20 protein-coding genes and 2 pseudogenes are annotated in these 23,081 nt (G+C 69.9%); 11 read left to right on the forward strand and 11 right to left on the reverse strand.

Features of this window, described 5'->3' with window-relative positions; translation table 11 throughout:
- Nucleotides 1-136: 136 nt before the first annotated feature.
- Nucleotides 137-1,381 carry a hypothetical protein gene (locus tag AC07DI_RS04930; protein WP_478902200.1) on the reverse strand — a complete coding sequence of 415 codons (1,245 nt, stop codon included), beginning with the start codon at nt 1,379-1,381 and terminating at the stop codon, nt 137-139.
- 46 nt (nt 1,382-1,427) lie between these two features.
- Between AC07DI_RS04930 and AC07DI_RS04935 the strand changes: the two genes are divergently transcribed.
- The 4 genes and pseudogenes from AC07DI_RS04935 to AC07DI_RS04950 all read left to right on the forward strand — a co-directional run bounded on the left by AC07DI_RS04935 (nt 1,428) and on the right by AC07DI_RS04950 (nt 3,778).
- Nucleotides 1,428-2,198: a colicin E3/pyocin S6 family cytotoxin gene (locus AC07DI_RS04935; protein ID WP_478902201.1), complete on the forward strand. Its 771-nt coding sequence runs from the start codon at nt 1,428-1,430 to the stop codon at nt 2,196-2,198.
- A complete protein-coding gene (locus AC07DI_RS04940; RefSeq protein WP_478902202.1) occupies nt 2,195-2,425 on the forward strand; it encodes a DUF7683 domain-containing protein in 231 nt (76 codons plus the stop codon). The genes AC07DI_RS04935 and AC07DI_RS04940 overlap by 4 nt, the downstream gene beginning before the upstream one ends.
- Before the next feature lie 168 nt (nt 2,426-2,593).
- Nucleotides 2,594-2,728 (forward strand): annotated as a pseudogene (locus AC07DI_RS04945) (transcriptional regulator); the annotation flags it as partial.
- Between the two features lie 774 nt (nt 2,729-3,502).
- The gene (locus AC07DI_RS04950) at nt 3,503-3,778 is read left to right on the forward strand and encodes a hypothetical protein (RefSeq protein WP_478902204.1); all 276 of its coding nucleotides are present in this window, start codon (nt 3,503-3,505) and stop codon (nt 3,776-3,778) included.
- Between the two features lie 325 nt (nt 3,779-4,103).
- Here the strand turns inward: AC07DI_RS04950 and AC07DI_RS04955 are convergent, their stop codons facing one another.
- Complete coding sequence (locus tag AC07DI_RS04955) at nt 4,104-4,352, reverse strand: hypothetical protein (protein ID WP_478902205.1); 249 nt, start codon at nt 4,350-4,352, stop codon at nt 4,104-4,106.
- Between the two features lie 20 nt (nt 4,353-4,372).
- On the opposite strand from AC07DI_RS04955, the pseudogene AC07DI_RS04960 reads away from it, so the two are divergent.
- A pseudogene (locus tag AC07DI_RS04960) lies at nt 4,373-4,762 on the forward strand (transposase); the annotation flags it as partial.
- Between the two features lie 678 nt (nt 4,763-5,440).
- Here the strand turns inward: AC07DI_RS04960 and AC07DI_RS04965 are convergent.
- Entirely contained in the window at nt 5,441-5,941 is a 501-nt protein-coding gene (locus AC07DI_RS04965) for a 2'-5' RNA ligase family protein (protein ID WP_478902206.1), read from the reverse strand.
- 627 nt (nt 5,942-6,568) lie between these two features.
- On the opposite strand from AC07DI_RS04965, the gene AC07DI_RS04970 reads away from it, so the two are divergent.
- The 5 genes from AC07DI_RS04970 (at nt 6,569) to AC07DI_RS04990 (ending at nt 13,725) form a co-directional block, all read left to right on the forward strand.
- Nucleotides 6,569-8,134, forward strand: coding sequence for a prenyltransferase/squalene oxidase repeat-containing protein (locus AC07DI_RS04970; protein WP_478902207.1), 1,566 nt, complete (start codon nt 6,569-6,571; stop codon nt 8,132-8,134).
- Between the two features lie 20 nt (nt 8,135-8,154).
- Nucleotides 8,155-8,817 (forward strand): polyprenyl diphosphate synthase, encoded by a 663-nt coding sequence (gene uppS, locus AC07DI_RS04975; protein WP_478902299.1) that lies wholly within the window; start codon nt 8,155-8,157, stop codon nt 8,815-8,817.
- Complete coding sequence (locus AC07DI_RS04980) at nt 8,814-9,791, forward strand: terpene synthase family protein (protein ID WP_478902208.1); 978 nt, start codon at nt 8,814-8,816, stop codon at nt 9,789-9,791. The genes uppS and AC07DI_RS04980 overlap by 4 nt, the downstream gene beginning before the upstream one ends.
- Nucleotides 9,792-9,832: 41 nt before the next feature.
- Entirely contained in the window at nt 9,833-11,155 is a 1,323-nt protein-coding gene (locus AC07DI_RS04985) for a protoporphyrinogen/coproporphyrinogen oxidase (RefSeq protein WP_478902301.1), read from the forward strand.
- Between the two features lie 272 nt (nt 11,156-11,427).
- Nucleotides 11,428-13,725, forward strand: a complete 2,298-nt coding sequence (locus AC07DI_RS04990) for an AAA domain-containing protein (protein WP_478902210.1) — start codon at nt 11,428-11,430, stop codon at nt 13,723-13,725.
- 70 nt (nt 13,726-13,795) lie between these two features.
- Here the strand turns inward: AC07DI_RS04990 and AC07DI_RS04995 are convergent, their stop codons facing one another.
- From AC07DI_RS04995 to AC07DI_RS05030, 8 genes are all read right to left on the reverse strand, one after another.
- Entirely contained in the window at nt 13,796-14,386 is a 591-nt protein-coding gene (locus AC07DI_RS04995; RefSeq protein WP_478902211.1) for a sulfotransferase family protein, read from the reverse strand.
- Nucleotides 14,383-15,288 carry a phytanoyl-CoA dioxygenase family protein gene (locus AC07DI_RS05000; protein ID WP_478902212.1) on the reverse strand — a complete coding sequence of 302 codons (906 nt, stop codon included), beginning with the start codon at nt 15,286-15,288 and terminating at the stop codon, nt 14,383-14,385. Before AC07DI_RS05000 ends, AC07DI_RS04995 begins: the two co-directional genes overlap by 4 nt.
- On the reverse strand, nt 15,285-16,310 hold the full coding sequence (locus tag AC07DI_RS05005; protein ID WP_478902213.1) for an NAD-dependent epimerase/dehydratase family protein: 1,026 nt from the start codon (nt 16,308-16,310) through the stop codon (nt 15,285-15,287). Before AC07DI_RS05005 ends, AC07DI_RS05000 begins: the two co-directional genes overlap by 4 nt.
- Nucleotides 16,310-17,470, reverse strand: coding sequence for a glycosyltransferase family 4 protein (locus AC07DI_RS05010; protein ID WP_478902215.1), 1,161 nt, complete (start codon nt 17,468-17,470; stop codon nt 16,310-16,312). Before AC07DI_RS05010 ends, AC07DI_RS05005 begins: the two co-directional genes overlap by 1 nt.
- 37 nt (nt 17,471-17,507) lie before the next feature.
- Entirely contained in the window at nt 17,508-18,359 is an 852-nt protein-coding gene (locus AC07DI_RS05015; protein WP_478902217.1) for a class I SAM-dependent methyltransferase, read from the reverse strand.
- Nucleotides 18,356-19,120 carry a class I SAM-dependent DNA methyltransferase gene (locus tag AC07DI_RS05020; protein WP_384247395.1) on the reverse strand — a complete coding sequence of 255 codons (765 nt, stop codon included), beginning with the start codon at nt 19,118-19,120 and terminating at the stop codon, nt 18,356-18,358. Before AC07DI_RS05020 ends, AC07DI_RS05015 begins: the two co-directional genes overlap by 4 nt.
- Before the next feature lie 95 nt (nt 19,121-19,215).
- On the reverse strand, nt 19,216-20,472 hold the full coding sequence (locus AC07DI_RS05025) for a YcaO-like family protein (protein WP_478902219.1): 1,257 nt from the start codon (nt 20,470-20,472) through the stop codon (nt 19,216-19,218).
- Nucleotides 20,469-21,476 carry an aKG-HExxH-type peptide beta-hydroxylase gene (locus AC07DI_RS05030; RefSeq protein ID WP_478902220.1) on the reverse strand — a complete coding sequence of 336 codons (1,008 nt, stop codon included), beginning with the start codon at nt 21,474-21,476 and terminating at the stop codon, nt 20,469-20,471. Before AC07DI_RS05030 ends, AC07DI_RS05025 begins: the two co-directional genes overlap by 4 nt.
- Before the next feature lie 592 nt (nt 21,477-22,068).
- Between AC07DI_RS05030 and AC07DI_RS05035 the strand changes: the two genes are divergently transcribed.
- The gene (locus tag AC07DI_RS05035; protein WP_478902222.1) at nt 22,069-22,935 is read left to right on the forward strand and encodes a sulfotransferase domain-containing protein; all 867 of its coding nucleotides are present in this window, start codon (nt 22,069-22,071) and stop codon (nt 22,933-22,935) included.
- The last annotated feature ends 146 nt before the right edge of the window (nt 22,936-23,081 follow it).

The following is a 23,081-nucleotide window of genomic DNA, read 5'->3' on the forward strand; positions in this document are numbered from 1 at the left end:
CCGAAAACCGCAAGACCCCGTCCGATCGACTCGATCGGACGGGATCTCAAGGACCGAACCCAAGGCATCTCCAGAACAGTCCCCGGACCGTGCGGGCACAGCTCGGACCATGAACCTGCCCTCGTCAGCGACGGCGTCAGCCACCCGGGTTGGGGACAAGGGCGTGCTCACGGGACAGGGAGCTGGGGGTGGTGTCGGCGTTCACGGCCAGCTTTCCGGTCGACCAGCGGACCATGACGTCGTCCTCGCGGGCGGTGCCGCCGCCGAAGGCGCCGACGGTGCTCAGGGTTGCCTGGCGCCAGGGGGAGCCCGCGGGGCGGAGCCGGTGTTCGGACCTCAGGGACTTGGCGGCGATGTTCTCGTAGACCGAGACCTCGCCGTCGGACCAGCGGACGAACAGATCCTGTCCGGAGGAGGAGTTGCCGAAGCTGCCTGCCGATATGTCCCGCGCGTGCGTCCAGGTCTTGTTCGGGGCAATGAGCTTCCGCTCGGTGTGCGTGCCCTTCGCGTCGACGCCGGGGTAGAGCGTGAGCTCGCCGTCCGACCAGCGGACCACCAGGTCGTCGGCTTTGCTGCCGGCTGACGTGAAGTGACCGGCTGTGATGGTCTTCGCGTTCTTCCAGAGGCTGTTCGGGCGCCGGAGCTGGATTTCGTTGCGGAGTTTGGTGTTCTCGTCGACGTCCTTGTAGAGGGTCAGTTCACCGTCGGACCACCGTACAAAGAGGTCGTACGCGGCGGAGCCCGTGAAGTCCCCGGCGGTGATCACCTCGGCGTGCTTCCAGGTGCCGTTGGGCCCGATCAGCCGGACCTGCTTGCCGAATCCGAACTTTCCGTTGCCGCGGTACAGGGTGACTTCGCCGTCGCTCCTGCGGACGACCAGGTCGCTGATTGCGTCGCGTACCGAGGCGGTATGGAACCGTCCGGCGGTCATGGCCTTTGCGCGCTGCCAGTTCCTGGCGTCGCCGAGGACGCTTGCTTCGTCCGGCGGCGCGTCGCCGACCGCCTGCCGGTAGAGGCGGAACACATCGTCGTCGAACTGCGAGGTGTAGGAGATGTGGTCGTAGAGCCCGCCGGTCTTGTAACCGCCGATGACCCCGACGAGGCTTCCGCGACGGCCGTCGAAGTTCTCCAGGAACGGGCCTCCGCTGACCCCCGTACGGAATCCGTCGCACTGGATCTCCATGAATCGGCCGTGGAACGCGGTCGTGTCATTGGTGCACTGCAACGGAGTCCTCTTGCCGCCGGGGTATCCGGCGACCGTCACCTTCTTGCGCGCCAGACGAGCGGAGTCCACCATCGTGAGCGTGTTCCCCCGGCCGGTCGCGTCCTCCAGGAGCTGGCCCCGGGCGTTCGGGCCGACGTGGAGGAAGGCGAAGTCCACGTCGTCGCTGGGCGTCGACTGCAGATAGCGGCCGTCGATCCAGATCTTGCCCGGCTGTACCGGGAAGACGCCGTACGGGGTTTCGCCGAGGGAAGCCTTTGAAGCGGCCGTCGTGAAACAGCGAGCCGAAGAGGCCGCCTGGCGGGCGGCGGAAGAGGCCCGGAAGAAGGCCGACGTAGAGGAGGAGGCCGCCGCAGCCGAGGATGACAGCTGGGTGCCCGGCTGGCTGAAGGGCGCTGCTCACACATTCGTCGACACTGCGGGAACCGTCGTCGATTACGGTACGTCGATCCTCTCCAACCCCGACGTCTGGGCGGGAGCCGGTGAAACGGCACTGGGTGTCGTGATGATGGTGGGCGGAGCGTCAGGCGACGTCGGCGGCGGGGCCCTGTGCATCACCGGAGTCGGCTGTCTCGCCGGAGCTCCGGCCATCGCGGCCAGCACGACGCTGGTGGTCGGCGGCGCGTTCACGTCCGCCGACGGCATCGGCCGCATCGACGAGGGCCTCAGAGCGGCACTGCGTGACGCTCAGAGCAAGGGGGGCGTCACCAGGAAGACGGACCCCGGCCCGGTGCGTGCTCCGACTGACCTCCCCGCATTCCCGGGAGCGAGCAAAGTCAGGCCCAAGACGCCCGTCCAGGGCGGTGGCGGTCTTCGCAAGCGGTGGAAGGACCCGAAGGGCAACATTTATGAATGGGACTCCCAGCATGGCACTGTCGAGAAGTACAGCAAGCGAGGCAAACATCTCGGCGAGTACGACCCCACCACGGGCGCCGAGACAAAGCCCGCGGACAAGTCACGAGAGGTAACCCCGTGAAGATTTTGATCACCGTCTACAGGAAGGACTCCGACTCTCCTGAGCGGGAGTTGGATGTCTCGGCAATTGGCCTGGAGACTGCAGCCGACGTGGTGGGCATCCCGGCCGACTGTCTCGTCGACGTGTACCCCCTTGAGGAGAGCCAGGCGGCCGCACTCGGTCGGCTTGCCGATGTGAGTCTCGACCTGGATTCCTACGAGTACTTCCTGGAGGCCGTCGAGGGCTGACCTGCGGCGCGGTCCCGCCGGAACAGCTCTCGGCGGGACCGCGCGCGGTTGTCGGAGATATGGCGATCAAGCAGGGAGCGGGGAGCAGGGAGCACAGAGGGGCGCGGTCACTGGGCGTGGGGGCGCAGCATCCCGCTGAGGTACGCACTCGTGGCCGAGGGAATGACCAAGGTGCCGCAGCCGCGCGAGCTCGCCGACTACGCGAAGGCTTTCGCCGGCCTCGCGTCGATGGCCATGTACGGCGACGTCGCCCGCACGGCCACCCGGGACACGATCGACGTGCTGGGTGACCCTCCGCAATAACTCGCAACTTCGTTGAGAGCGCGTCCTGTAGCTGCATAGCGTCGACGGCACCGACGGCACCGACGGCACCGACGGCACCGACGGCACCGACGGCGGCGAGGACGCCAGCGGTGACCGCCGGCCACCCGTACGAAGACGCGGGTAGCGGCCTACCGCACGCAGGAGTTCGCTGAGCTTGGAGCGAGACCAGCCCATGCTGCGTTCAAGCTGTTCGAGGGTGATGCCGCCGGCCTGCCTGCGTCGGGCCCTTCGGGCCGGGCGGCGGCGTCGGCATCGTCACCGTTGGGACTCCTCGCCCTCGTGCGGACTGACGACCGGACGACGGTCCTCGCCATGCTGGGTGTAGCCCTGCAGGACCTGCTGCACGCCGAAGGCGATGGACGGGACCACTTTCACGCGCCCGCTGTCTCGTGAGACATCTGAAGATCTGGAGAACCGGAGGAGCGGTGGCCCAGGCGCCGCAGGTCGGTGGCGCGGCTGCCGGCAGGTTCGAGATCTGCCCAGGCGTTGCGCTTTGCCCCTGCAGTCTCGCCCTGGAGTACGCGGTCCGCTCCGACCGGGCGGGTATCGGCGTCGATGTCGACCTGGTGGGCCGTGGAGTATCGATAGTGCGAGGAGCGGACCGAGGTGGTTGATGATCCGGGGAGTCTCCGCCACCAGCGAGGCATATCCTCCTCGACAAGGCGGGCCGCCCAACCCCGATACGCGGCATGAGCCGGCAGCTCACCGCATCTGCGACAACCGATGCGCAATCCGCAAGGCAAAATGAGCGGCATGAACGACGGAAACATCGGCTTCACGCTGCCGCGGGGGGCCACAGGCTTTTTCCGGCCGAAGGACGGCCCGCTCCCGGAGACTGACCTGCGGGCGTTTCGCGCCGTGCTGTATCCCGCTGCCCGCCTCGCCGGAGTCGCAGTAGGCGAGGTGGAGAAGCAGGCGTATCCCCGGACCTTCCACACAGCAACCGTCGTCGGACGCACAGGCGAGAGCATCGTCCTGTGTCACGCACATCATCCCTGGATCGCCTTCGCACAGGCACGCCAGGACTGAAACGGAGAGGAGTTCCTCGCGCCGCCGTCGTGGGCCCACGCCTTCACCGACGCGGGCTTCTCGGTCCTGAGCAGCGAGCAACTCGCCACACACCTCTCCGACGTGGACACCTCAGTGCTCACACAGGGCGAGTGGCGTGAGATCCGGTCCCACGGCATCACCACGTTGGGCGGGGTTCTCTTCAACGCATGGGACTGACGAGCAAGTAGAGCCGTCAACCGACAAGCGTACCCGTACGTTCTAGTAGTCCCGACGTCCTCGCATCTCAGAAGGGGTGTAACCGGACGACAAGCTCAGGGGGGCCAGGAGCCGGTCCGGACAGACGCTAGTCCTCGGGAGCTGACTCCCGGCGCGCGGTGCGGAGCATGCCGGGGAGATGGCAACATGATGAGGTCACCCCGGCATGGTGTTCTCCATGGGCTCTCGGCCCGGCCCGTTGGCGCGAAGCGGCTGGGAACAGGAAGAAGCTCGAACGCTGCTCCGCGATCTCGGTCAGGGTCCGCAGCTGCACCTCGCCGATGGTGATGGTGATGGTGATGGTGGAGCGGTCCACGCCGAACCAGCGGGCCAGCACGTCGTGTGTTCCGCGGCAAAGGCCGCAACAGCTTTGCCTGGACCGACTACCGCGACCTCATCGTGCGCGCCCACATCCAGCTCAGGGCCCCCATCGTCCTCATCTGGGACAACCTCAACACGCACCGGACCGCAGGGATGCGCCAGTACGCAGCCGACCACGACTGGCTCACCATCATCTATCTCCCCTCCTATGCACCGGACTTGAACCCGGCGGAGGGCGTCTGGTCATTGCTGCGGCGCGGCCGGCTGGCCAACGTCGCCTTCACGGACGACGACCACCTCGAACGCATCCTCCGCCGCGGTCTGCGGCACGTCCAACGCCACCCCGAACTCATCGACGGCTGCCTCACTGGCACCGGACTCAAGCTGACCCACCAACCGACGACAACACCCCGAAAAGGTCAGTAAGCCCAGGTCAGACCGTTCTGGTCCAGGCGCGTCGACCTGTTGCTGATGGTGCAGTCGAACAATGGAACTCACGGAATAGCCTGTTGAGGGGCAGCACGACGTTGTGTCCTCTCTCTAACTTCTTTGGCTGGCACGCGGCCGGCGCATTGGCTCCTCATGGAACCGTTCAAGTTTCAGCAGAGCAAGAAGACTTGGCAGGCAGGGGCGGCGCCGTCCCTTGTCCACGCCTACGTTCCCGTAGATCTCGGCGCCAACCCGGAGCTCGCCGACCTGCGGGGCGCACGCACCGCGACCAAGGACGATCCGCTCACCCGCGTCGGGGACGAGTGGTTCCACATCACGCTCTACCAGCTGGGCGGCAAGCTCGCCGCCGAGGTCACGCCGGCCGAACGGCAGGCCCTGAAGAACGAGCTGGCCAAGCAGACGGCAGCGTCTCCCCCTTCACCGTTACCGTGGGCAGTCCTCTGGTGTACGGGGGTGGTCGCGTACCTCCATCCGGACGACCGCTCGCCGCCCTCCACCGTGCCGTCCGTGAGGCCATCCGTACGGTCCGGGGCGACGACGCGGTGCGCTGCCCATGGGGGCTTCAGTACCTCACGATCTCGTACGCGAACCCTTGGGAGTTGCATCAGACGAGCGAGAACGCCCGCTGACGTCCGGCGGGCTGAGCGGCGATCTTCAGCTGCCGCCGCCCAGCGGGATCGTCGCAACGTGGTCCCACGTGATTGTCTTGGCCTGCGCGTCCGCGGTGACGTCCACGAGGTGAACGGCGTCCACCCGCATCGGGGCGTGTCCCGGGCGTACTCCGTTGCGCAGCTTCCTCTGGACCTGGTCGAAGCCGCATTCCTCGGCCGCGTATCCGAGCGTGAGGTGCGGGACCTTGGTGGGGTAGCCCGTCGCGTGGGGCCCGCGCACCGTCTGGATCGCGTCGCGGACGGTGGTGTGGAGGTCGTTGAGGGGCTCATCGGGATGGACGTCGGCGATCACTCCGGTTGCGTACGACTCAAGCGATCCGATGATGATGTCGAACGGTTCGGCGTCCGCGAGGCGCTTGCCCAGCTCCGCTACGAGGGCGTCGCGTTCGGCCGGCGTGATCTCCGCTCCTACGCGGTCGGTGATCTGGTCGACGGTGATGTGGAGCCAGCGGTCCTCTACGCACGTGACCGGAAAGTCCTGCAATGCCGTTCGTCCCCGGCTGTAGGTCCGCAATCGGAATTTCCCGTTCCGTTGCGGTGAGCTGGGACTTCCCGGTCGTCTCACTAGAAGGGCACGGCCGATTCGTCTCACGGCCTTGTCCCTTGAACGCTGTAGCCGCTGCTACGACCGAGTTCGTCTACGCATCCCGAGCGTTGGCAGGTCACCACACGGTTCGTACGCTGCGCCGACGAGGCTCCCACCGCCGTCCTGCTGGACTGACAGCGGCCAGTGGACTGGCCACTCACACTGGACTCACAGACCGTGCTGGCCCTCGTGCCCATTGACCGAAGGGTGATTTCGACTTCCAGACGGTGATGATCGGCCTGATCAGCTTCCAGGCTTCATCCGACAGGCCGCTCGGGCAGGGCTCGCGTTCCATCCGCACCCGCTCCGCGCTCCCCTGGGGGTACTGGGATCGGCTGGGATCCGACCGGGGTGCCGAACTCACCTGTTCACACCTGACCTGGGCAACGAATGCTCGGTTCCTCTCACTCACTGGGGTGGTTTGTTCACTGAAGTCGCGTTCGGTTCTCTTGGGCGGCTGTCGCCTGGGGCAGTGCTCTGTCGTCACTGCGGAGGAATGGGGATGTCGAATTGAGGCTGTGGACGATGCCCGAGGCAGGCCGCTGGCCCGCCGAGTTGATTCCGGCGGAGGTTGCGCAGGCGCGTGGGCGGCTGATGTGGTCGTTGTCGGCGAGGGTGGGGGCGGACGGCGCGGTCCGCGACGGGTGCCGCAGCCGTGTCCTGGAGTCGGTACTGGCGCTGCGGCTGCTGGAACGTACTGGCCACGATGTTGAGGCTGCCGATGCCTTGCGCGGCTTCCTGCGTGCGCAGGCGTCGGCGACGGGGGTGGAGCGGGTGCTGCTCGCTGCGGCTTTGGCGCGGAGGGGGATCGCCGTCGGCGATCTGTTCGTCGGGGAGGTGCTCGCAGCCGCCCCGGGCTTCACAGCGGTACGCAAGCGCGCGTTGCTGCATGCCCTTGCGGCCATGATTGATGAAACGTTCTTGCCGGAGTGGGACGAGGCGGCCTTCGGGTTGCCGGGGCTGCACAGCTGGGCTGCCATCCAGGTCACGGCCGTGAAGGTGGTTCTGGCCGGTGCGATGGGACACGCGGGTCGGGTCGGCGATGAAGACGTGCGGCTGCTGTTGGACACGCAGCGCCGTCCGCACGTGTGGGAGGGCAACGTCCTCATCCATCTGTCGGTGCTGCACGCGCTGTCCCGGCTTCCCGGCACCGGTGCGGTTGTTGCGGAGGGAGTGCGCCGGTTGTTGGCGCACCAGCGACCCGATGGCGGGCTGCCGTTCGTGACGGACACCGACACCTGGTGCACTGCGACCGCCGGGGTGGCGCTGGCGACCGCAGGGGCCCCGCAGGAGGTGCTGAACCGGCTGGCCGCCTACCTGGTACAGCGTCAGCAGCCTGCGGGCGGTTGGTCCTTCACCGATGTGTCGTGTCAGACGGACGTGGACGACACCTCGGTGGCCGTGCAGTTCCTGCACCTGGCCGACGACACGCGTTACCGGGAACAGATCGACAGCGGGCTGCGGTCGCTGGTGGCGGTGGCCGGGGCGGACGGCGGCTTTCCCACCTATGTGGCGGGCGCACCGTCCGAGGCGTGCATGACTGCGGCGGTCGTGGACGCCCTCACCGTGCGCCCGGCACCGTACGGGCAGTTGATCACCGGTGGCCTGCGCTATCTGGCGGAAGAGCAGCGGGACGACGGGGCGTTCCCCGCCGACTGGAGCAGCAGTCGGCTGCACACGGTCTTCCGGGTGCTGCTGGCCGCCTCCCGTCCCGGGTACGAGCCGTCGCCTCAGACGCGGCGCATGGTGGAACGGAGCAGGCGACTGGTGGTCTCCCAGCAGAACGGGGACGGGGGCTGGGGGCAGCAGGAGGGCGAGCCCAGTGATGTCATCAGTACCGCGTACGGGCTGATCGCCGTATGTGGGCAGGACGATCCGGAGCCCGCGATCGCGGCCGCGTCGTTCCTGGCCGCCGCGCAGGGCGAGGGTGGATTGGTGGGGGTGCGGCCGGATTCGATCGGGCCCCGGCCGTTCGTGTTCACCGTTCCTGTCCTGGGGGACATCTTCACCTTGCTCGCTCTGGGGCACCTGGCGGGCCGGACAGCGCCTGCCCTGTCGGGAGCCGAAGGCCACTTGGTGGATGCCCGGTGAGCGGGCCGGTTCCCCGCCATGTGGGGATTGTCCCGGACGGCAATCGGCGGTGGGCCCGTCTGCACGGGGTGCCGATGCTGGAGGGCTACCGGTGCGGTGCGGCCAAGACGGTCGAGGTGCTGCAGTGGTGCGAGCGGGCCGGGGTGGAGACGGTCACGGTGTGGGCCCTGTCGCTGGACAACGCCGCGAAGCGGCAGGAGCTGCCGGTCATGGTCGATGCGATCGGTGAACTCACGCACGCTCTCACCGGCCACGACGGGTGGGGCCTGAATGTGCTCGGTTCGCCCGCGCACCTCGAAGACCTGGGACTCTCGGCGCTCTCCGGCCGTACCCGCCGCGACCGCGGCACGGCCGGTCCGGCGGGCGGGCTGCGGGTCAACCTGGCGGTGGCGTACGACGGCCGTGAGGAGATCATGGCCGCCGTTCGCGCGCTGCTGGACGAGGGCGGAGCCGGGGCCCTCGCAGGTGAGGCGGTCGGTAGACAACTGGAGCGCTGGGGGCAGCCCGAGTGCGATCTGATCCTGCGCGCGTCCGGCGAACAGCGCCTGTCCGGCTTCCTGCTGTGGCAGAGCGTCCCCGCCGAGCTGTACTTCACTCCGCAGCTGTGGCCGGACTTCGACAAGGCGTCCTTTGACGCCGCACTCGCCTCCTTCGCCGGACGGGACCGGAGGTTCGGCGCGTGAACCACCCGCGCACGGAAACTAACACCGGCCTCGCCGCCTACGCGCACCGCCACCTCCTCAGACTGTCCCCACCCACCGCCCGGCACCCCGCGAGCGAGGAACTGGAGGACGACGTACGGTCCTGGGCGGTGCATGCCGGACTCTGCGCGGACGGCGGCCAGGCGCTGAAGCGTCGGCGCATCGGCCATCTCGTGGGCTGCTGCATGCCCGAGGCGCCCACGCCGGTGGCCCGCCTCACCACCCGCTATCTGGCCTGGGTGTTCCACTTCGACGACACGGTCGCCGAACACCCCGACCGGCTGACCGAGCACCTGGCGTGGGACCTTCCCGGCCTCCTCCTGTCCGGCCGTACGCACCCCGATGTGCCGCCCTGCCTCCACCTCACATCCCTGGCCGCCGTCCGCTCGGACATCACCGCCACCGCAGGACGCGGCGGGCGAGAGCTGCTGCCGCAGCTCGCCGAGGGGCTCCGCCACTACTTGAACAGCTGCGCGAGCGAAGGCCCCTGGCGCACCTCGGGGAAGACGCCCACGCTCGATGCCTACCTGCGCGGGCGCACCCACACTGCCGGTGGCCACCCCCTGTACCTGCACCGGCTGGCACCGGGGATGCCACCGCCCAGCGAGCCGCTGCCCGCCGCCCTGAGTGGCCTTGCCGAACTCGCCTTCCTCATCGGCGGCTTGGCCAACGACCTCCTCGGGCACGCCACCGAACACGAGCAGGGCGACCCCGTCAACGCCGTCACCGTCCTGGCCCACGAATACGGGCTGACCCTGCCCGATGCCTACCGGGCCACGGTCGTCCTCCACGCCGGGCACAAGCACCGCTTCGACACCGACCACGCCCGCCTCCGGGCCGACTCCACGCTCACCGAGTCCCAGCAACACCTGGCCCGCGCGATCGCGGGCTGGATCGACGGCAGCGCCGCAGCGATCGAACCCTACCTCCAGCACCTGCTCCGCACCCGTCCCTGAAGGAGCGCACCATTCCCACCACACCCAGCACAGCCCGCGTCATCGTCGTCGGCGCCGGTATCGCCGGCCTCACCGCCGCATGGCGCCTCCACCAGGCCGGTCTCACCGTCCGCGTCCTGGAACGCGACAGCGTCCCCGGCGGACGCATGCAGACCCTCGACCATGACGGCTTCCGCATCGAGACCGGTGCCAGCATCCTCGGCCGCAACTACACCGGCATGCTCCGCCTCATCGACGAGCTCGGCCTCGCCCACCAGTACGGCCCCTCCAACACCCTGTGCGGCTTCGAACGCGACACCACCGTCCACCGCCTGCGCACCGACTCCAGGGCCGACCTGCTCAGCACCCGGCTCCTCGGCACACGCACGAAGGCCGCCCTCCTCAGAGCCCTGCCGACGTTCCTCGCCCACCGGCGCCGGCTCGACTGGGACACCATGGACCAGAACACCTACCTCGACACCCTCAGCGCCACCCAATACGCCCAGCGCCGACTCACCCAGGAAGCCATCGACCACCTCGTCGAGCCCCTCTTCGGCGGTGGCATCGTCCTTGCCTCCCCCGACCACCTGGCCGCCGCCGACATGCTCTTCTACACCGCCAAACTCCTCGTCCCGCACTTCAACAGCCCCCAAGGGGCCGGACTGCTCACCCGAACCCTGGCTCAGCGTGTGCCCGTGGAGATGAACGCACACGTCACCCAGGCCCAACCCCACTCAAACGGAGACGGCGTCACGGTCACCTGGAGGTCCGCCGGGCAAGGCGAGCACACCGAACACGCCGACGTCGTGGTGGTCGCCGTACCCGCCCCACAAGCCCCCGGACTACTGCCCACCCTCGACGCACAGGACCGCCACTACCTGACTTCCGTCCCCTACTCCCGCGCGCTTGTCATCTCGCTCGGCCTCGAACGCCCGCCCCGGGAGGAGGCGTTCGCGCTCTTCTTGTCCCAACAGGCCCACCCCGCCCTGGTCGGCATCGAACTCCACCACAACAAGATCCCCGGACGCGTGGACGACGGCCGCGGCCTCATCACCCTCCACCCCCGCCAGGAATTCACCGACCGCTGGTGGAACGCCGACGACACCACCATCACCAAGCAAGCGATCGCCGCCGCCGCAACCGTCTTCCCCGAGATCGACGATACCGTCCTGACCAGTCACATCACCCGCCGCGACCCCGCCCTCGTCGTCCGCCCACCCGGCGGCTACGCCGCCCTGCGCGCCTTCAACGCCCGTCACCGCACCCGGGATCCCCGCATCCAGCTTGCCGGCGACTACTTCGGCCCCTCCAGCACCTACGGTGCCCTCCGCTCCGGCGAACACGCCGCCACCCGCACCCTCCAACACCTCGCCACCAAGCGATGAACCTCAAAGGCGGTCGCGCCCATAGCAGCGAGGGGCAGGTCCTCGGCGTCTGCCCATGGGACGAGCAACAGTTCGCCCACCCCATCGGCTACGCACAGTGCACATTCGCGTGTCCACGCCCTACTGACGCCGGCAGGATGAGATCAAACCCCAGATGCAGGGCAAACGTCATCAATCAGCGCGCGACGCAGTGAGAATCCGACAGCTTCGATGCGACAGGGCAGAGTTCTACTCATCGCAACGTCCTTTGGGCCGGACAAGGGCCACGGCCAATGAGAAAGGGACGTCAGAAATACGAACCTACACCGGCGGAGGAGCTCGACCTCGATGGACTGGTCTTCGACCTGCACGGCAACAAACTCAGCCGCCGCCAGACCGCCCAGCAACTGTACGAGGCCCTGGAACGTGCCGGCCAGGAGCCCCCGCCTCGCCCTGACGACCTGCGTAGAAACCTTGACGGCCATCGCAAGCAGGCTCTGCAGCACGTCCAGGAGTTCCATCAGCCTCTGGCGCCGTGGGAGGTCACCCCACACCAGCTGATCACCCATCTGATGAGCAGCCCACCCGACCAGCACACCCGGCTGCGATTGCGCGGCAGCAACCTGCACCGCCTCCATGGAGCGCAGCTGCATCAGATTGAAAAGGACCTACGCGCTCTCGTCGCCAAGAACGGCCTCCAGGTACGACGCGGAACCTCACCTTGGTCTCACCTGCCCGTCCGCTCCGACAGCGAACTGCACTCTGTCGTGGCCAGCCTGGATGAGCTCACCGGCCGTGCCTTGACCGATGCGCGGCGCACAGTCGAGAAGCTGGTGGATGCCGCGGGGCTGCGCCGAGCCGACGACGTCGAAGGATGGCAAGCCCTTCTCACGCTGCTGCACGATGTCACCGCTACTCTCACTCGTTTCGAGGCAGCGATCTTTGTCTCCGATCTGGACGACTTGGTCGCCGCGACAGCTGACCGCGCATGGCGTAAGGAGCACGCCTGTAAAATCGGTTGGTGGCAGCGCCGCAAGCTGACAGCAAGAGCGCGCGGACTCGCTAAGGACGGCTGTCGCGCCCGCCCTCTGCTGCACGCGGCACTCACGGACGCTGCCGAGCAGAAAGCTCGCTGGCAGGCGCAGGCCACGGTCGGCGAAAGCAGCCCTTGGGCTGTACCTGGACTCTCGTCCGCCGTCGCCTCATTTGCCGAAGTGCGCAACCAGCTGGCCGCGATAGCCCTGTGCGTGCGCCGGGACGGATGGGAAAGGACCACATCCGACGAGGTCGACCGGGTCATCCAGCGACTCGACCAGGACCGAGACACCCTATTGCGGATGCCCGAGCTCAACCAGCTCAGCGACCATCCGGAAGCGGCCGGCCTTGGCACTTTCCTGGACGAGCTCGCCGACACAGACGTCACCCCTGACGTCGCTGTCGCAACCCTGCGCCATCTCTGGTGGGCCTCCGTCCTCGACGAGGCCCGCATGCACAACCCCTACCTGCGGTCCTTCACCGGAACCGAGCACGACCACACGATCCAACAGTTCCAACTCCTCGACCGCACCCACCGCGACCTCAACCCTGCACGCGTTCGCTACGAGGTCGCCACCCGCCTGAGAAAGGCCCGCGACGCCCACCCCGACCAGAGCACTCTCGTGCGCACTCAGGCACACCGCAAATCCCGGCACCTCGTCCTGCGCAGGCTCGTCGGGAAAGCCCCAGACGTCCTGATGGCCGCCAAACCCTGCTGGGCCATGTCCCCACTCGTCGTCAGCCGCGTGCTTCCCGCCACCCGCCTCTTCGACGTCGTCATCTTCGACGAAGCCAGTCAAGTCCTCCCGCACGACGCCATCACATCCATCATGCGCGCGCGACAGGTCATCGTCGCCGGAGATCCGCACCAACTGCCCCCGACAACCTTCTTCCAGCGGCTCCTCAGCGGCACAGACGAGCGCACCGATGACGCCGACTCAGACGATGCGGCACCCGATGCCTTCGAATCTCTCCTGGACATGCTCTGCAGCCGCCTGCCTGTCCACACCCTCAAATGGCACTACCGCAGCCGCGACGAACGCCTCATCGCCTTCGTCAACCACACCATCTACAACGACTCCCTCGTCACCTTTCCGGGCACCACCCAGACCAGCCCACTGCGCATGGAGATCGTCGACGCGCAAGTCCGCCCCGACCACGGCCCTGAAATGCTGCGTGCCTTCCTGGAGTACTGCTCCCACGGGGGAGACCTCCAGCGCACCGGCAGCGCACGCACCGACTGGAACCTCAACGGTTTCGAACAGCAGATCCTCGCCGCCCTCGAAGCCGCCCGTGTCCCGGTCACACCGCAATGGGGCGTGTCCGGCTACCGCATCGACTTCGCGCTTGGCCACCCCGACCGGCCCGGCCAGATGATTCTTGCCGTCGAAACGGACGGCGACCGCTACCACCGAGCACCCAGCGCCCGCGACCGCGATCGCCTACGCCAGGAACATCTGCAGGGGCTCGGATGGCGCTTCCACCGAATCTGGGCCTCAAGTTGGTTCGCCAACCCACACACCGAACTGTCGTCCCGACGGAAACGTCGCAGGTAGGGGTCATCTTCGGATGGCCCCTACTTCGTGTTCGGGAGCAACAGGATTCCGCCGGCATGGGAACCCCACATCAGGCGGTCCAGCGGCCCTCGTGCGGATATGGGGTCTCCGGGACCGGGCGGCCCAGGAAGGCGGCCAGACGGGCGTAGGGGGCCGGGGAGGACGGATCGAGGATCAGCAGGGAGTCCGGACGGTTGGCGAACAGAGCGCGGACCTCGGCCAGATGACGGCGGTGGACGTACCGGAACCGGCCCTCGTCGAACGTGTGGCAGCCGTAGACCGCAGCCCGCAGGAAGAGCTGCAGCGAGACGTAGCGCTCCCCGTACTCGGTCTTGCGGTGTAGTGGACGGCTCCAGTGGCGGGCGCAGGAGCGCAGCCACAGGTCCTCGTCGCGGACGGTGAGGACGAATTTCGCGCCTGGCCACGCCCGGTCGAGCTGGGCGACGTAGGGGACGGTCGTGATGTCGGTGATCCCGTCGTGGCGGGTGAGCAGCGGGAAGCGCGCGTCACCGCGCAACAGCGTCCGGTACGTGTCCTCGTCCGCCGGGTAGTGGACGACGTCGTACCCCAAGACGTGCAGGGCGGCGGTCAGTGACTGGGTGCCGGTGCGCGAGAGGCCGATGCCGAAGATTTTGCGGCTGGGGGACTCCCCGGGGCTCATTGGCGGCCTCGCAGCGCATGCCGCAGGCCGGCGGGCGTCAGCCGGGAGCGCAGCGGGGCCAGCGGGGCGAGGGGGGTGCTGAGCAGCCGCTGGTCGAGGTAGGGGACCCACCCGGTGGCCCGCAAGGGGTAGCGGGGAGGCCCGGCCGAGAAGCGTTTGGTCAGGACGAACCGGGTGGCGTCGGTGGTGTTGGGCTGCGAGGCATGCAGGTGGTCTCCGGCGAACAGGAGGATGTCGCCGGGCTCGAGGGCGAGATCGACCGGATCGCCCGTGTGCTGCCCGGGAAGCAGGGTGTGGCCGTCGTGGCGGAGGGGGCGGCGGAAGGCGTCCGGATAGAGGATCAGGCCGTTGCCGCGCTGTACGGGGGTGATGGCCATCCAGAGATTGACGGAGTTCAGGGCTGTGTTGAACCAGGAATCGACGTGGGCGTCGCGGGGCGTCAGGAAGCCCTCGCGCGAGGCGAATTCGGAGCGATCGGTGACCGTACCGAGCGGCGGCATGATGCGGACGCCGAGGTGCTCGCTGAGGTAGGGGCGGGTATCGCGCGGGGTGATGGCGGCCGTCACGTCGTGCAGGACGCGTCGCCCCAGCGGGCGCAGCCGGGTTTCCAGGTCGGTACGGATCGCCTCGATCGCGCGGGTGTCGGCGTGCCGGTGCAGCTCGTCCAGGGGCGCCTGCACGGCCGTGCTGTCCGGCAGCCGGTGGGCCGTGGCCGCGCGGGCGAGCCGTTCGATGTCGGGCAGATGGCCGAGGTGGCGGAGCCCACCGGCGAGGACGACGAGGTCCCCGGCGAGCACCCGCCGCAGTGCGACGGGGAATCCGGCAGGAGTGGGCTCCACCCTGTGCAGCGCGGCGGACCGGACGGCGGTGGGTCCCGGAGGGCGGGAGGAAGGCGGGATCACCGGTCGTCTCCTGTCCGCGCGCCACCGCGCTTGTCCGACGGGTGGACGGGTGGTGCGCCCACCGGGACGGCGGTCCGGCCCGGCGCCGGGGCGAAGGCCGGGTCGGCAGCCCGTGCCATGGCCGCCAGACCTTCCATGAACTCGACGCGGGGCCGGAATCCGAAGGCGGCGCGGGCCCGGCCGATGTCGGCGCCGGTGTGCCGGGCATCGCCCGGGACGGCCGGGTGACGGGACAACAGCACCGGTCCGACGAGGCGTTCGAAGGCGGCGACGGCCATGTTCATGGAGACCGGGCTGCCGCCGCCGATGTTGGCGACGCCGGTGAACGGACTGCGGGCCGCGGCGCGCATCGCGGCCACGACATCGGAGACGTACGTGAAGTCGCGGGTCTGCTCGCCGTCGCCGTAGAGCCGGAACGCAGGCCCTCCGCTCGCCGCGGAGAGCAGGCGGGCCAGCGCCATGTCGGGCCGCTGCCGCGGCCCGTAGACCGTGAACAGGCGCAGCGCGACCGTGGGCAGCCCGTGCACCGTGCGGTACAGCTCGCAGAGATGCTCGCCGGCGAGCTTGGTGACTCCGTACGGGGAGACCGGCCGCGGGTGCGCGGTCTCCGGGGTGGGGCGGCCGAGCGCGTCTCCGTAGACGGAGGAGCTGGACGCGTACACGAACTTGGCGGGCGGGTGGGCGCGCGCGGCCTCCAGCAGGCGCTGCGTGGCGAGCACGTTGCGGCTGCTGTAGAGGGCGAAGTGTTCTCCCCAGGACGGCCGGACACCCGGCTGGCCCGCCAGGTGGTACACGACGTCCGCACCGGCGAGAAGCCCGGCCGGGTCGGTGCCGAGCAGGTCTGCTCGGCGGAAGGTGAAGCGGAGGTTGTTCAGGGCGGTTCGCAGATTGCGGCGCTTGACCGCCGGGTCGTAGTGATCGGTGAGGGAGTCGACGCCCACGACCTCGTCACCGGCCGCCAGCAGGTGCTCGCACAGATGGGATCCGATGAAACCGGCCGCGCCGGTGACCAGCGCGCGCATCAGCGCCTCCCCGGACGGGCGGCCGGGACGGCGGCCGGGCGCGGCCCGGTGAACGGGGCCAGCACGCGGTCGGCGCGGTGCCGCCAGGTGTACGTGGTCAGCAACTGGCGGCGGGCCTCCGCCCCCAGAGCCGCCCGGAGGGCCGGGTCGGCGGCGAGCCGGCGGATCGCCCGTTCCCACGCGTCGATGTCGTCGGGTGGCACGAGGAGGCAGTTGACGCCGTCGGCCATGATCTCGCGCAGCACGGGCAGGTCGGAGGAGACCACGGGCAGCCCGTGGGACATGTACTCGAACAGCTTCATGGGCGAGACCCAGCGGCTGATGTCCCCGACGCCCTGCGCGCAGGCCACGCGCTGCTGGTAGGGGGCCAGCACGATGTCGAACGCCCGGTAGTACGGGTGGAGTCCGGCGGGCGGACGGTGGCCGTGGAAGTACAGGTGGGGCTGGTCGGTGCGTTGTCTCCAGTGCTCCAGGTCGGCCTCGGTGCCGCCGACGACGTGGAAGTCGGCCTCCGGCATCCGGCCGGCGAGCGCCAGGATGATGTCGGTGCCCCGGCCCGGGTACAGATGGCCGACGTAACCGATCCTGAGCGCGCCCGGCCGCCCGGGGAGATCAGTTGCCGGTCCGGGCGGGGGCGGGTCGGCGCAGTCGGACGCGGTGACCTGTACCGGTCCGCCGGCGGCGCGCAGCGCGGGGAAGGCGCGCGCGTAGTCGTCGGCGAGCGCCTGCGAGACGAACACGACACCGCGCAAGGACCGGCCGCGCAGCAGCAGACGTTCGACCGTCCGTTCCCGGCGGCTGTCCCACAGCAGGTGCGTTTCGTAGACGCTTGGCGCCAGGCCGCCGGCGGCCACGAGTGCGCGCAGGTCGCGGCCGTACACCGCGTCGGGCACACCGTCGCGGCGGATCGCGCGGCGCACCTGCCAGGCGCGCAGCCAGGGGCCGAGCAGCGGCGGCCAGGGCATCGGGAAGGTCCGCACGGGGAAACGGTTGCGGGTGCCGTAGTAGGCGTGGACGTCGTCGGAGGTCATCTCGCCGCGCAGGGCGTAGAGGCGCACGTCGTGCCCGGCGTCGGCCAGCGCGTCGCACATGCGCATGACGTGGACGCCGTTGGCGTAGACCGACGGGATGCTGCCGGAGTGCAGGTAGGCGATGCGCATGCGGCGGTCCTCCGGGCGGTGGGTGGCGGTGGCGGTGTCACGGGCGGCTGGGTCCTGCGGGCTTGGAGGCGCGCAGCGAGAACGACAGAGGTATCGCCGGGAGCGTGCCGGGCAGCCTCCACCAGCCGTCCGGGTCGCGTTCCATGAACGGCAGCGGGCGCCAGCCCACGAAAGGCCATTCGTGCAGGAAGTCCACCCGCAGCCCGGCGTCGGCGAGGGCGGTGATCAGGTCGCCCATGGTGTGCCCCCAGACGTACTCGACGTCCGGGATGCGGGCCTCGGGTACGGAGGTGGGGCTGCGGTACTCGAAGGCCAGGGGAGCGGGCTCGCCGAAGTAGGAGTAGCGAAGGCGCAGTTCGGGGCCCTCGACGGCGGTGTCGAGCATCCAGGCGGACGGGTGGAACTCGAAGAGGTAGAGGAAGCCGCCGGGTGCGAGGAAGCGCGCGACGACATGGGCCCAGGTCCGCAGATCGGGGAGCCAGCCCAGGACCCCGTTGGAGGTGTAGACGATGTCGTAGCTGCCGGTGAGGACGTCCGGCAGGGTGAGGACGTCAGCTTCGACGAAGCGGGCGTCCGGAGCGACGTCGGCGGCCAGGCCGGTGGCGATCTCCACGGCGCGGGAGGAGAAGTCCACCCCGGTGACGCGGGCGCCGAGCCGGGCCCAGGACAGGGTGTCGAGGCCGACGTGGCACTGCAGATGGAGCAGGGATTTGCCCTCGACGGGGCCCACCTCGTCCCGCTCCAGCGGCCGCATCCGGTTGCCGCCCGCACGGAAACCGTCGAGGTCGTAGTCGTCGGAGGCGGCCTTGAGCGGGGTCCACTGCTGCCAGAGCCGGTGGTTGTCCGCGATGTAGCGTCCGGGGTCGCGCGACGCGCTCGCGGCGGTCATGCGGGCAGTTCGTACACGGAGACGTGGTGGGTACAGGAATCGGTCAGGGGCCGCCCCGACCAGCCGCCGGTACGCCGTACCAGCCGCAGGCCCGCCAGCTCCGCCAGCAGGTCGAGCTCTCCGGGGGAGAAGTAGCGGAAGGAGACGCGTACGTGGCGCATCCTGCCGTCGTCGAGCACCGCGTAGTCGGAGGTGTACTGCTGGCGGGCGGGGTGCAGCGTGCGGGTGCGGAGCACGAAGCCCCCACCAGGGGTGTCCACCGGCTGTGTGCCGCTGCCGAGGGTGGCGAGCGCCTCGGGCAGATGCGCGTCGAGCACGAGGCGTCCGCCGGGCCTCAGCCGCCGGGCGGTGGAGGCGAGGCAGCGGCGCTGGGCCTCCTGGGTGTCGAGTTCGGCGAAGGTGCCCCCGGCCGCGTAGACGAGCGCGTACCGCCCGGTGTCCGCGGGGTCCGGGGGCGCGGCGAAGTCGCCGAGCGTCACCCTGATCGCGCCGCCGCCGGGCTTGGCGTGCAGCTGGGCGGTCATCTCGGGGGAGGCGTCGAGCCCTTCGACGGTCAGACCCAGCGCGGCCAGTGGCAGGACCACCCGCCCGGTGCCGCTGCCCAGTTCGAGCAGGGGGCCGGGCGGCCCCTCCTTGGCGAGGGCCGCCAGGAAGCCGACGGTGGAGTCAGTGGTCGACGCGGCGAACCAGTCGTCGTACCGGTCGGCGAACATTGCGGCGTATGAGGGCTGTGCCGAAGTGTCGTGCGGGAGCGCGGACATGAGGTCCTCCCGGTGCAGGAGTGGACGGGGCACGGAGCGGTGGACGCGGTCGGCCGGAGCACGGCGTAGCTGTCGCGTACGGGCCGCCGGGGTGATCAGCCGAACGGGTGCGGAAGTACGCCGGGGACGGGGCGGGCCGGCAGGGGCGAGGCTCCTGGGGCGATCAGCCGCACGACGGTCAGTCCCTCGTCCGCCGGAGGACCCGCGCAGCGGTCGACGGCGATCACCTCGCGCCCGGTGTGCGCAGCCAGCAGCGCGACCGGATCCGGGTTTCGGGCGGGCCGCGAGGCCGGGGCAGGAGGGGCGCGGAGGGTGGTGGCCGGTCCGGCCCAGTGCGTCAGCGCGTCCTGGGCGTGGAACGTCCACAGGGCGTGGTCCAGCCCGGTGCGCGGGTCCCCGGTGCGTGACAGACGGTCCCAGGCGCGGACAGCGACCGGTGCGCTCATGCTCCAGCGGACCATCAGCGCCTCCCAGCAGGCCCGAGCCACCGTCTCCTGAAGGTCGTGGGCGGGGCCGCAGCGGGCTCCGAACGTCTGACGTGTGCGATCCGGCCCGTGCACACAGACGGCGACGGCCTCGGCTCCCGCTGGGGCGGGGAGGGCGAGCGCGGTGGCCTCCAGGCCCTCGCGGCAGAGCAGGACACGCAGTTCGCTCGCACCGGGCGGCAGCGCGTCTGGGGCGTCGAACGGCACGGGCGGGTGGCGGAGCGGGTCGTACCAGCTGCGGCGTACCAGGTCGCGCTCCAGGATCTCCCAGGCGGCGTGCGCTGCCGCCGCGTCCGGGTCCCGGTGCGCGGCGACGCCGGTCGACCCGGCCCGGTGGGTGGCCGCGCAGCCCGGCGGCGGGCGGTGCTGGAGGAACGCGGCGCCCGCGGGTACCCAGATGTCCTCACCGGAGCCTGCTGCCCGGCCCCGGCACCAGAGCTGCCGCACCTCGCGCGCCGGGATACCGCGGCCGGCCCCGTGGACAGGACCGGTGGCGGGATCCGCGGGATCGGCGGCGGGGAGGCCGTCGCGGCGCAGCGCGAACCAGTCGCAGGTTCGGACCTGCCCGACGCCCGCAGCCGGCGGCCGTGCGCGGCCCGCTCCGGCTTCCGCCTCGGTCTCGGCTTCAGCGGCCCGTCCGGCGAGCACGTTGCCCATGCGTTCCATCAGTTCGCCGCGGGCGCGCCGCCCGACATCGGCGGCGGTCGTGCCCGCGGCGCTGCCGATCAGGACAGAGGTGCCGCCCCCTGCGCCGGTCGCGTCGAAGGCCCTTGACCGGGCGGCGACGCGGGCCAGCAGCGCGCCCGGGGTGTGCGGCCACGGAGCGAAGACCTCCGGGGCCCAGGCCGTCGGTGCAAAGACGCTCACGCACGGCCTCCCGACAGCCGCCCCGTACGCGCTTCTTCCCGCGCGGCCTCCGCCGCCAGCAGGCCTGCCGCCTCGGCGCGCACGGCCTCACCTGCGGGGCTGAGGGCGGTGCGGTGGCGGCCGAGCGTGTCGACGCCCTGGAACGCCTTCTCCAGCAGCCGGGCCCGGCGCTCGGCCACGGCCTCCCGCTGCGGGTCCGACAGCGGCGCCTCCTGGTGGATCAGCCGGTACAGGACCGTCTGACGGACCAGGACGACCGTCTGCTGGAAGAGCCCGGTCAGCGGCCGGGGATCCGGCCGCAGCGGGGTCATGACGGAGGTGCCGGGCCCCGTGGCGGACACGAGGAACGGGGTACTGAAGGCAGCGGCGTTGCACCGGGTGTGGGTGCCTTCGTGGACCAGGGCGTCGGCCAGCCTGACCCAGCGGGGCAGGCCGGTGCGCCCCACGGTCAGCCGGGTCGCGTTGACGAACACGGCGCCGTGCGTGGTGAAGTCGGTGAAACCGTCGATGGCGCGCCCGGCCAGCAGGACGATCTGCCGTACACCTTCGTGCAGTTCGGCCAGCATCGCCGGCCACACCTCATCCAGCCGCTCGGCGGTCTCGGCCAGCACGGCGGCCTGCTCGGGCTCCCAGGCCCGGACGGTGGTGCCCGGCCCCTCCGTACCCGTCTTCGCTTCCCGCGCCTGCGGGAGCGAGGCGAGTGCCCGGCCGACCGCCGCGACGAGGTGGGGGGCCGGGTCGGCGAGATCGACCGCCCAGCGGCCGGCGGCCATACGGGGCGGGGGAACGGCTGCCAGATTCTCGCCGACCGAGGCCGTGCGCTCCGGTGGTGCGGTGGTCAGCGGCGGCGGTTCCGCGCCGGCCCGATGGGCGGCGGCCTTGCGGGCAGGGTGCCGGGGCGGTGCGGCCCCGCCCGCTCCCGTCCTGCGCAGCACCGCGTCGGTGGCGTGCCAGAGGGCGTCCTCGGCGCGGCGGGCGGCCACGGCGTCAGGGGTCACAAGCACGTTCCGGCCTCCGTCGTTGTTCGGTCGCGGAGGTGCGTGGCGGACGAACCACCACGCACCCTGTGCTGCTACGCGGACGGGTCGGGCGCCTCAGTCCTCGCTGGGGATGTCGATCATCAGGCCGAACTCCGGAAGTTCCTCGGTGACCTGCTCGATCTCCGGCTGCTCCATGGGATCACTCCTTAGATGGGTTCATCCGTGACGAATGGACGGCTCTCACCGCCGGTCGGACATGGGGTTACCCAACGGACGCCACGTCGAATAAGGGGCTTCGGGAAGCCGCCGCAAAAGCGCCATCGCCGAAAATTCCAGGCTTTCGAGCCACCATGCAGAAAAGCACCGAAGTTCGTCCGGAAAGAATTGCTCCCTGAGGTGGATGTGACAGGGGTGCGCGGGTGAGGAATGTGTCGGGTGCCGTGATGAACCGCCTCCACGCATCTCGCCGGACGAAGCTGTCCTGATCGTCACCACGGCGGTCCGTAGCGGGCGCCCTGCGGGAGGAGGGGCAGTCCTGGGCGGCTTGGACCGATGTCCTCCCGGCCGTACGCGGACCTGTTGTCACCGGCTGGGGAGCCGGAGACAATGCCGGGCTGTGACCCCTGACAACGCGGCGCCTGCACACCGGAGTTCTCCGACAGTTGATGCGGACGGGGAGGTCTACGTCGTCTCGTTCCCCAAATGCGGCCGTACCTGGCTGCGGGTCCTGCTGGCCCGCGCCATTTCGGAAGCGCATCGCCTTCCGATGGAGCTGTGCCGGGACCTGGACCTGACACATTTCACCGCGGCCGACCCCGGTGTTCCCCGGATCGTCTTCTGGCACGACGACCAGGTGGCGTGGCGGGCACCCGGCGAATTGTCGTCGGACAAGGGGTTCTACCGGGACCGAAAGGTCGTACTGCTGGTCCGGGACATCCGGGACGTGGCCGTGTCCCACTATTTCCAGCGGACGCGGCGGGAGGGAAACCCCTACACCGGAACCCTCGATGAATTCCTGTCCGAGGACGTCGGAAGCGTACGCACCTGCCTGGAGTTCTGGAACATCTGGCAGGCCCAGCAACGCACACCGGCCGCCTTCATGATCTCTTCCTACGAGCGCCTGAGCGCGGACACCACCGGCGAACTCGCCCGCATCCTGGAGTTCTGCGGCCTGCCCGGGGCCACGGAACCCACGACGTTGCGGGTGGCGGCGGAGTACGCCCGATTCGACGCGATGCGGGCCATGGAACGCGACGACACACTGCGCTCGGAGAAGCTGCGGCAGTCCGTCCCCGGCGACCCGGAGTCGTACAAGACACGGCGCGGTGTCGTCGGCGGATTCCGGGAGTATCTGGACGAGGAGCAGGTCGCCGTCATCGACGCGCTGGTCCAGGACATGCTGGACCCGCCATGGCAATCCATGGCACGGGCCGCGGACGGTCGGCCACGTTCCCGGTCGGCCGAGGAGAGACAACCGAACTGACCTGGCTACCTGTGAGTGCCGGACCCAGGACGGCGGCCCGCTGGTGGGAGGGGAGTCCGGCGACGGCTTGGAGGACCGGGAGCCGAGCTCGAGGGCGGCACCGTGTGCGGCGGCCGCTCATGGTGCCGGCCCGCTCCCGGGGCCGC

This window comes from Streptomyces sp. NPDC044106 (assembly GCF_056433985.1).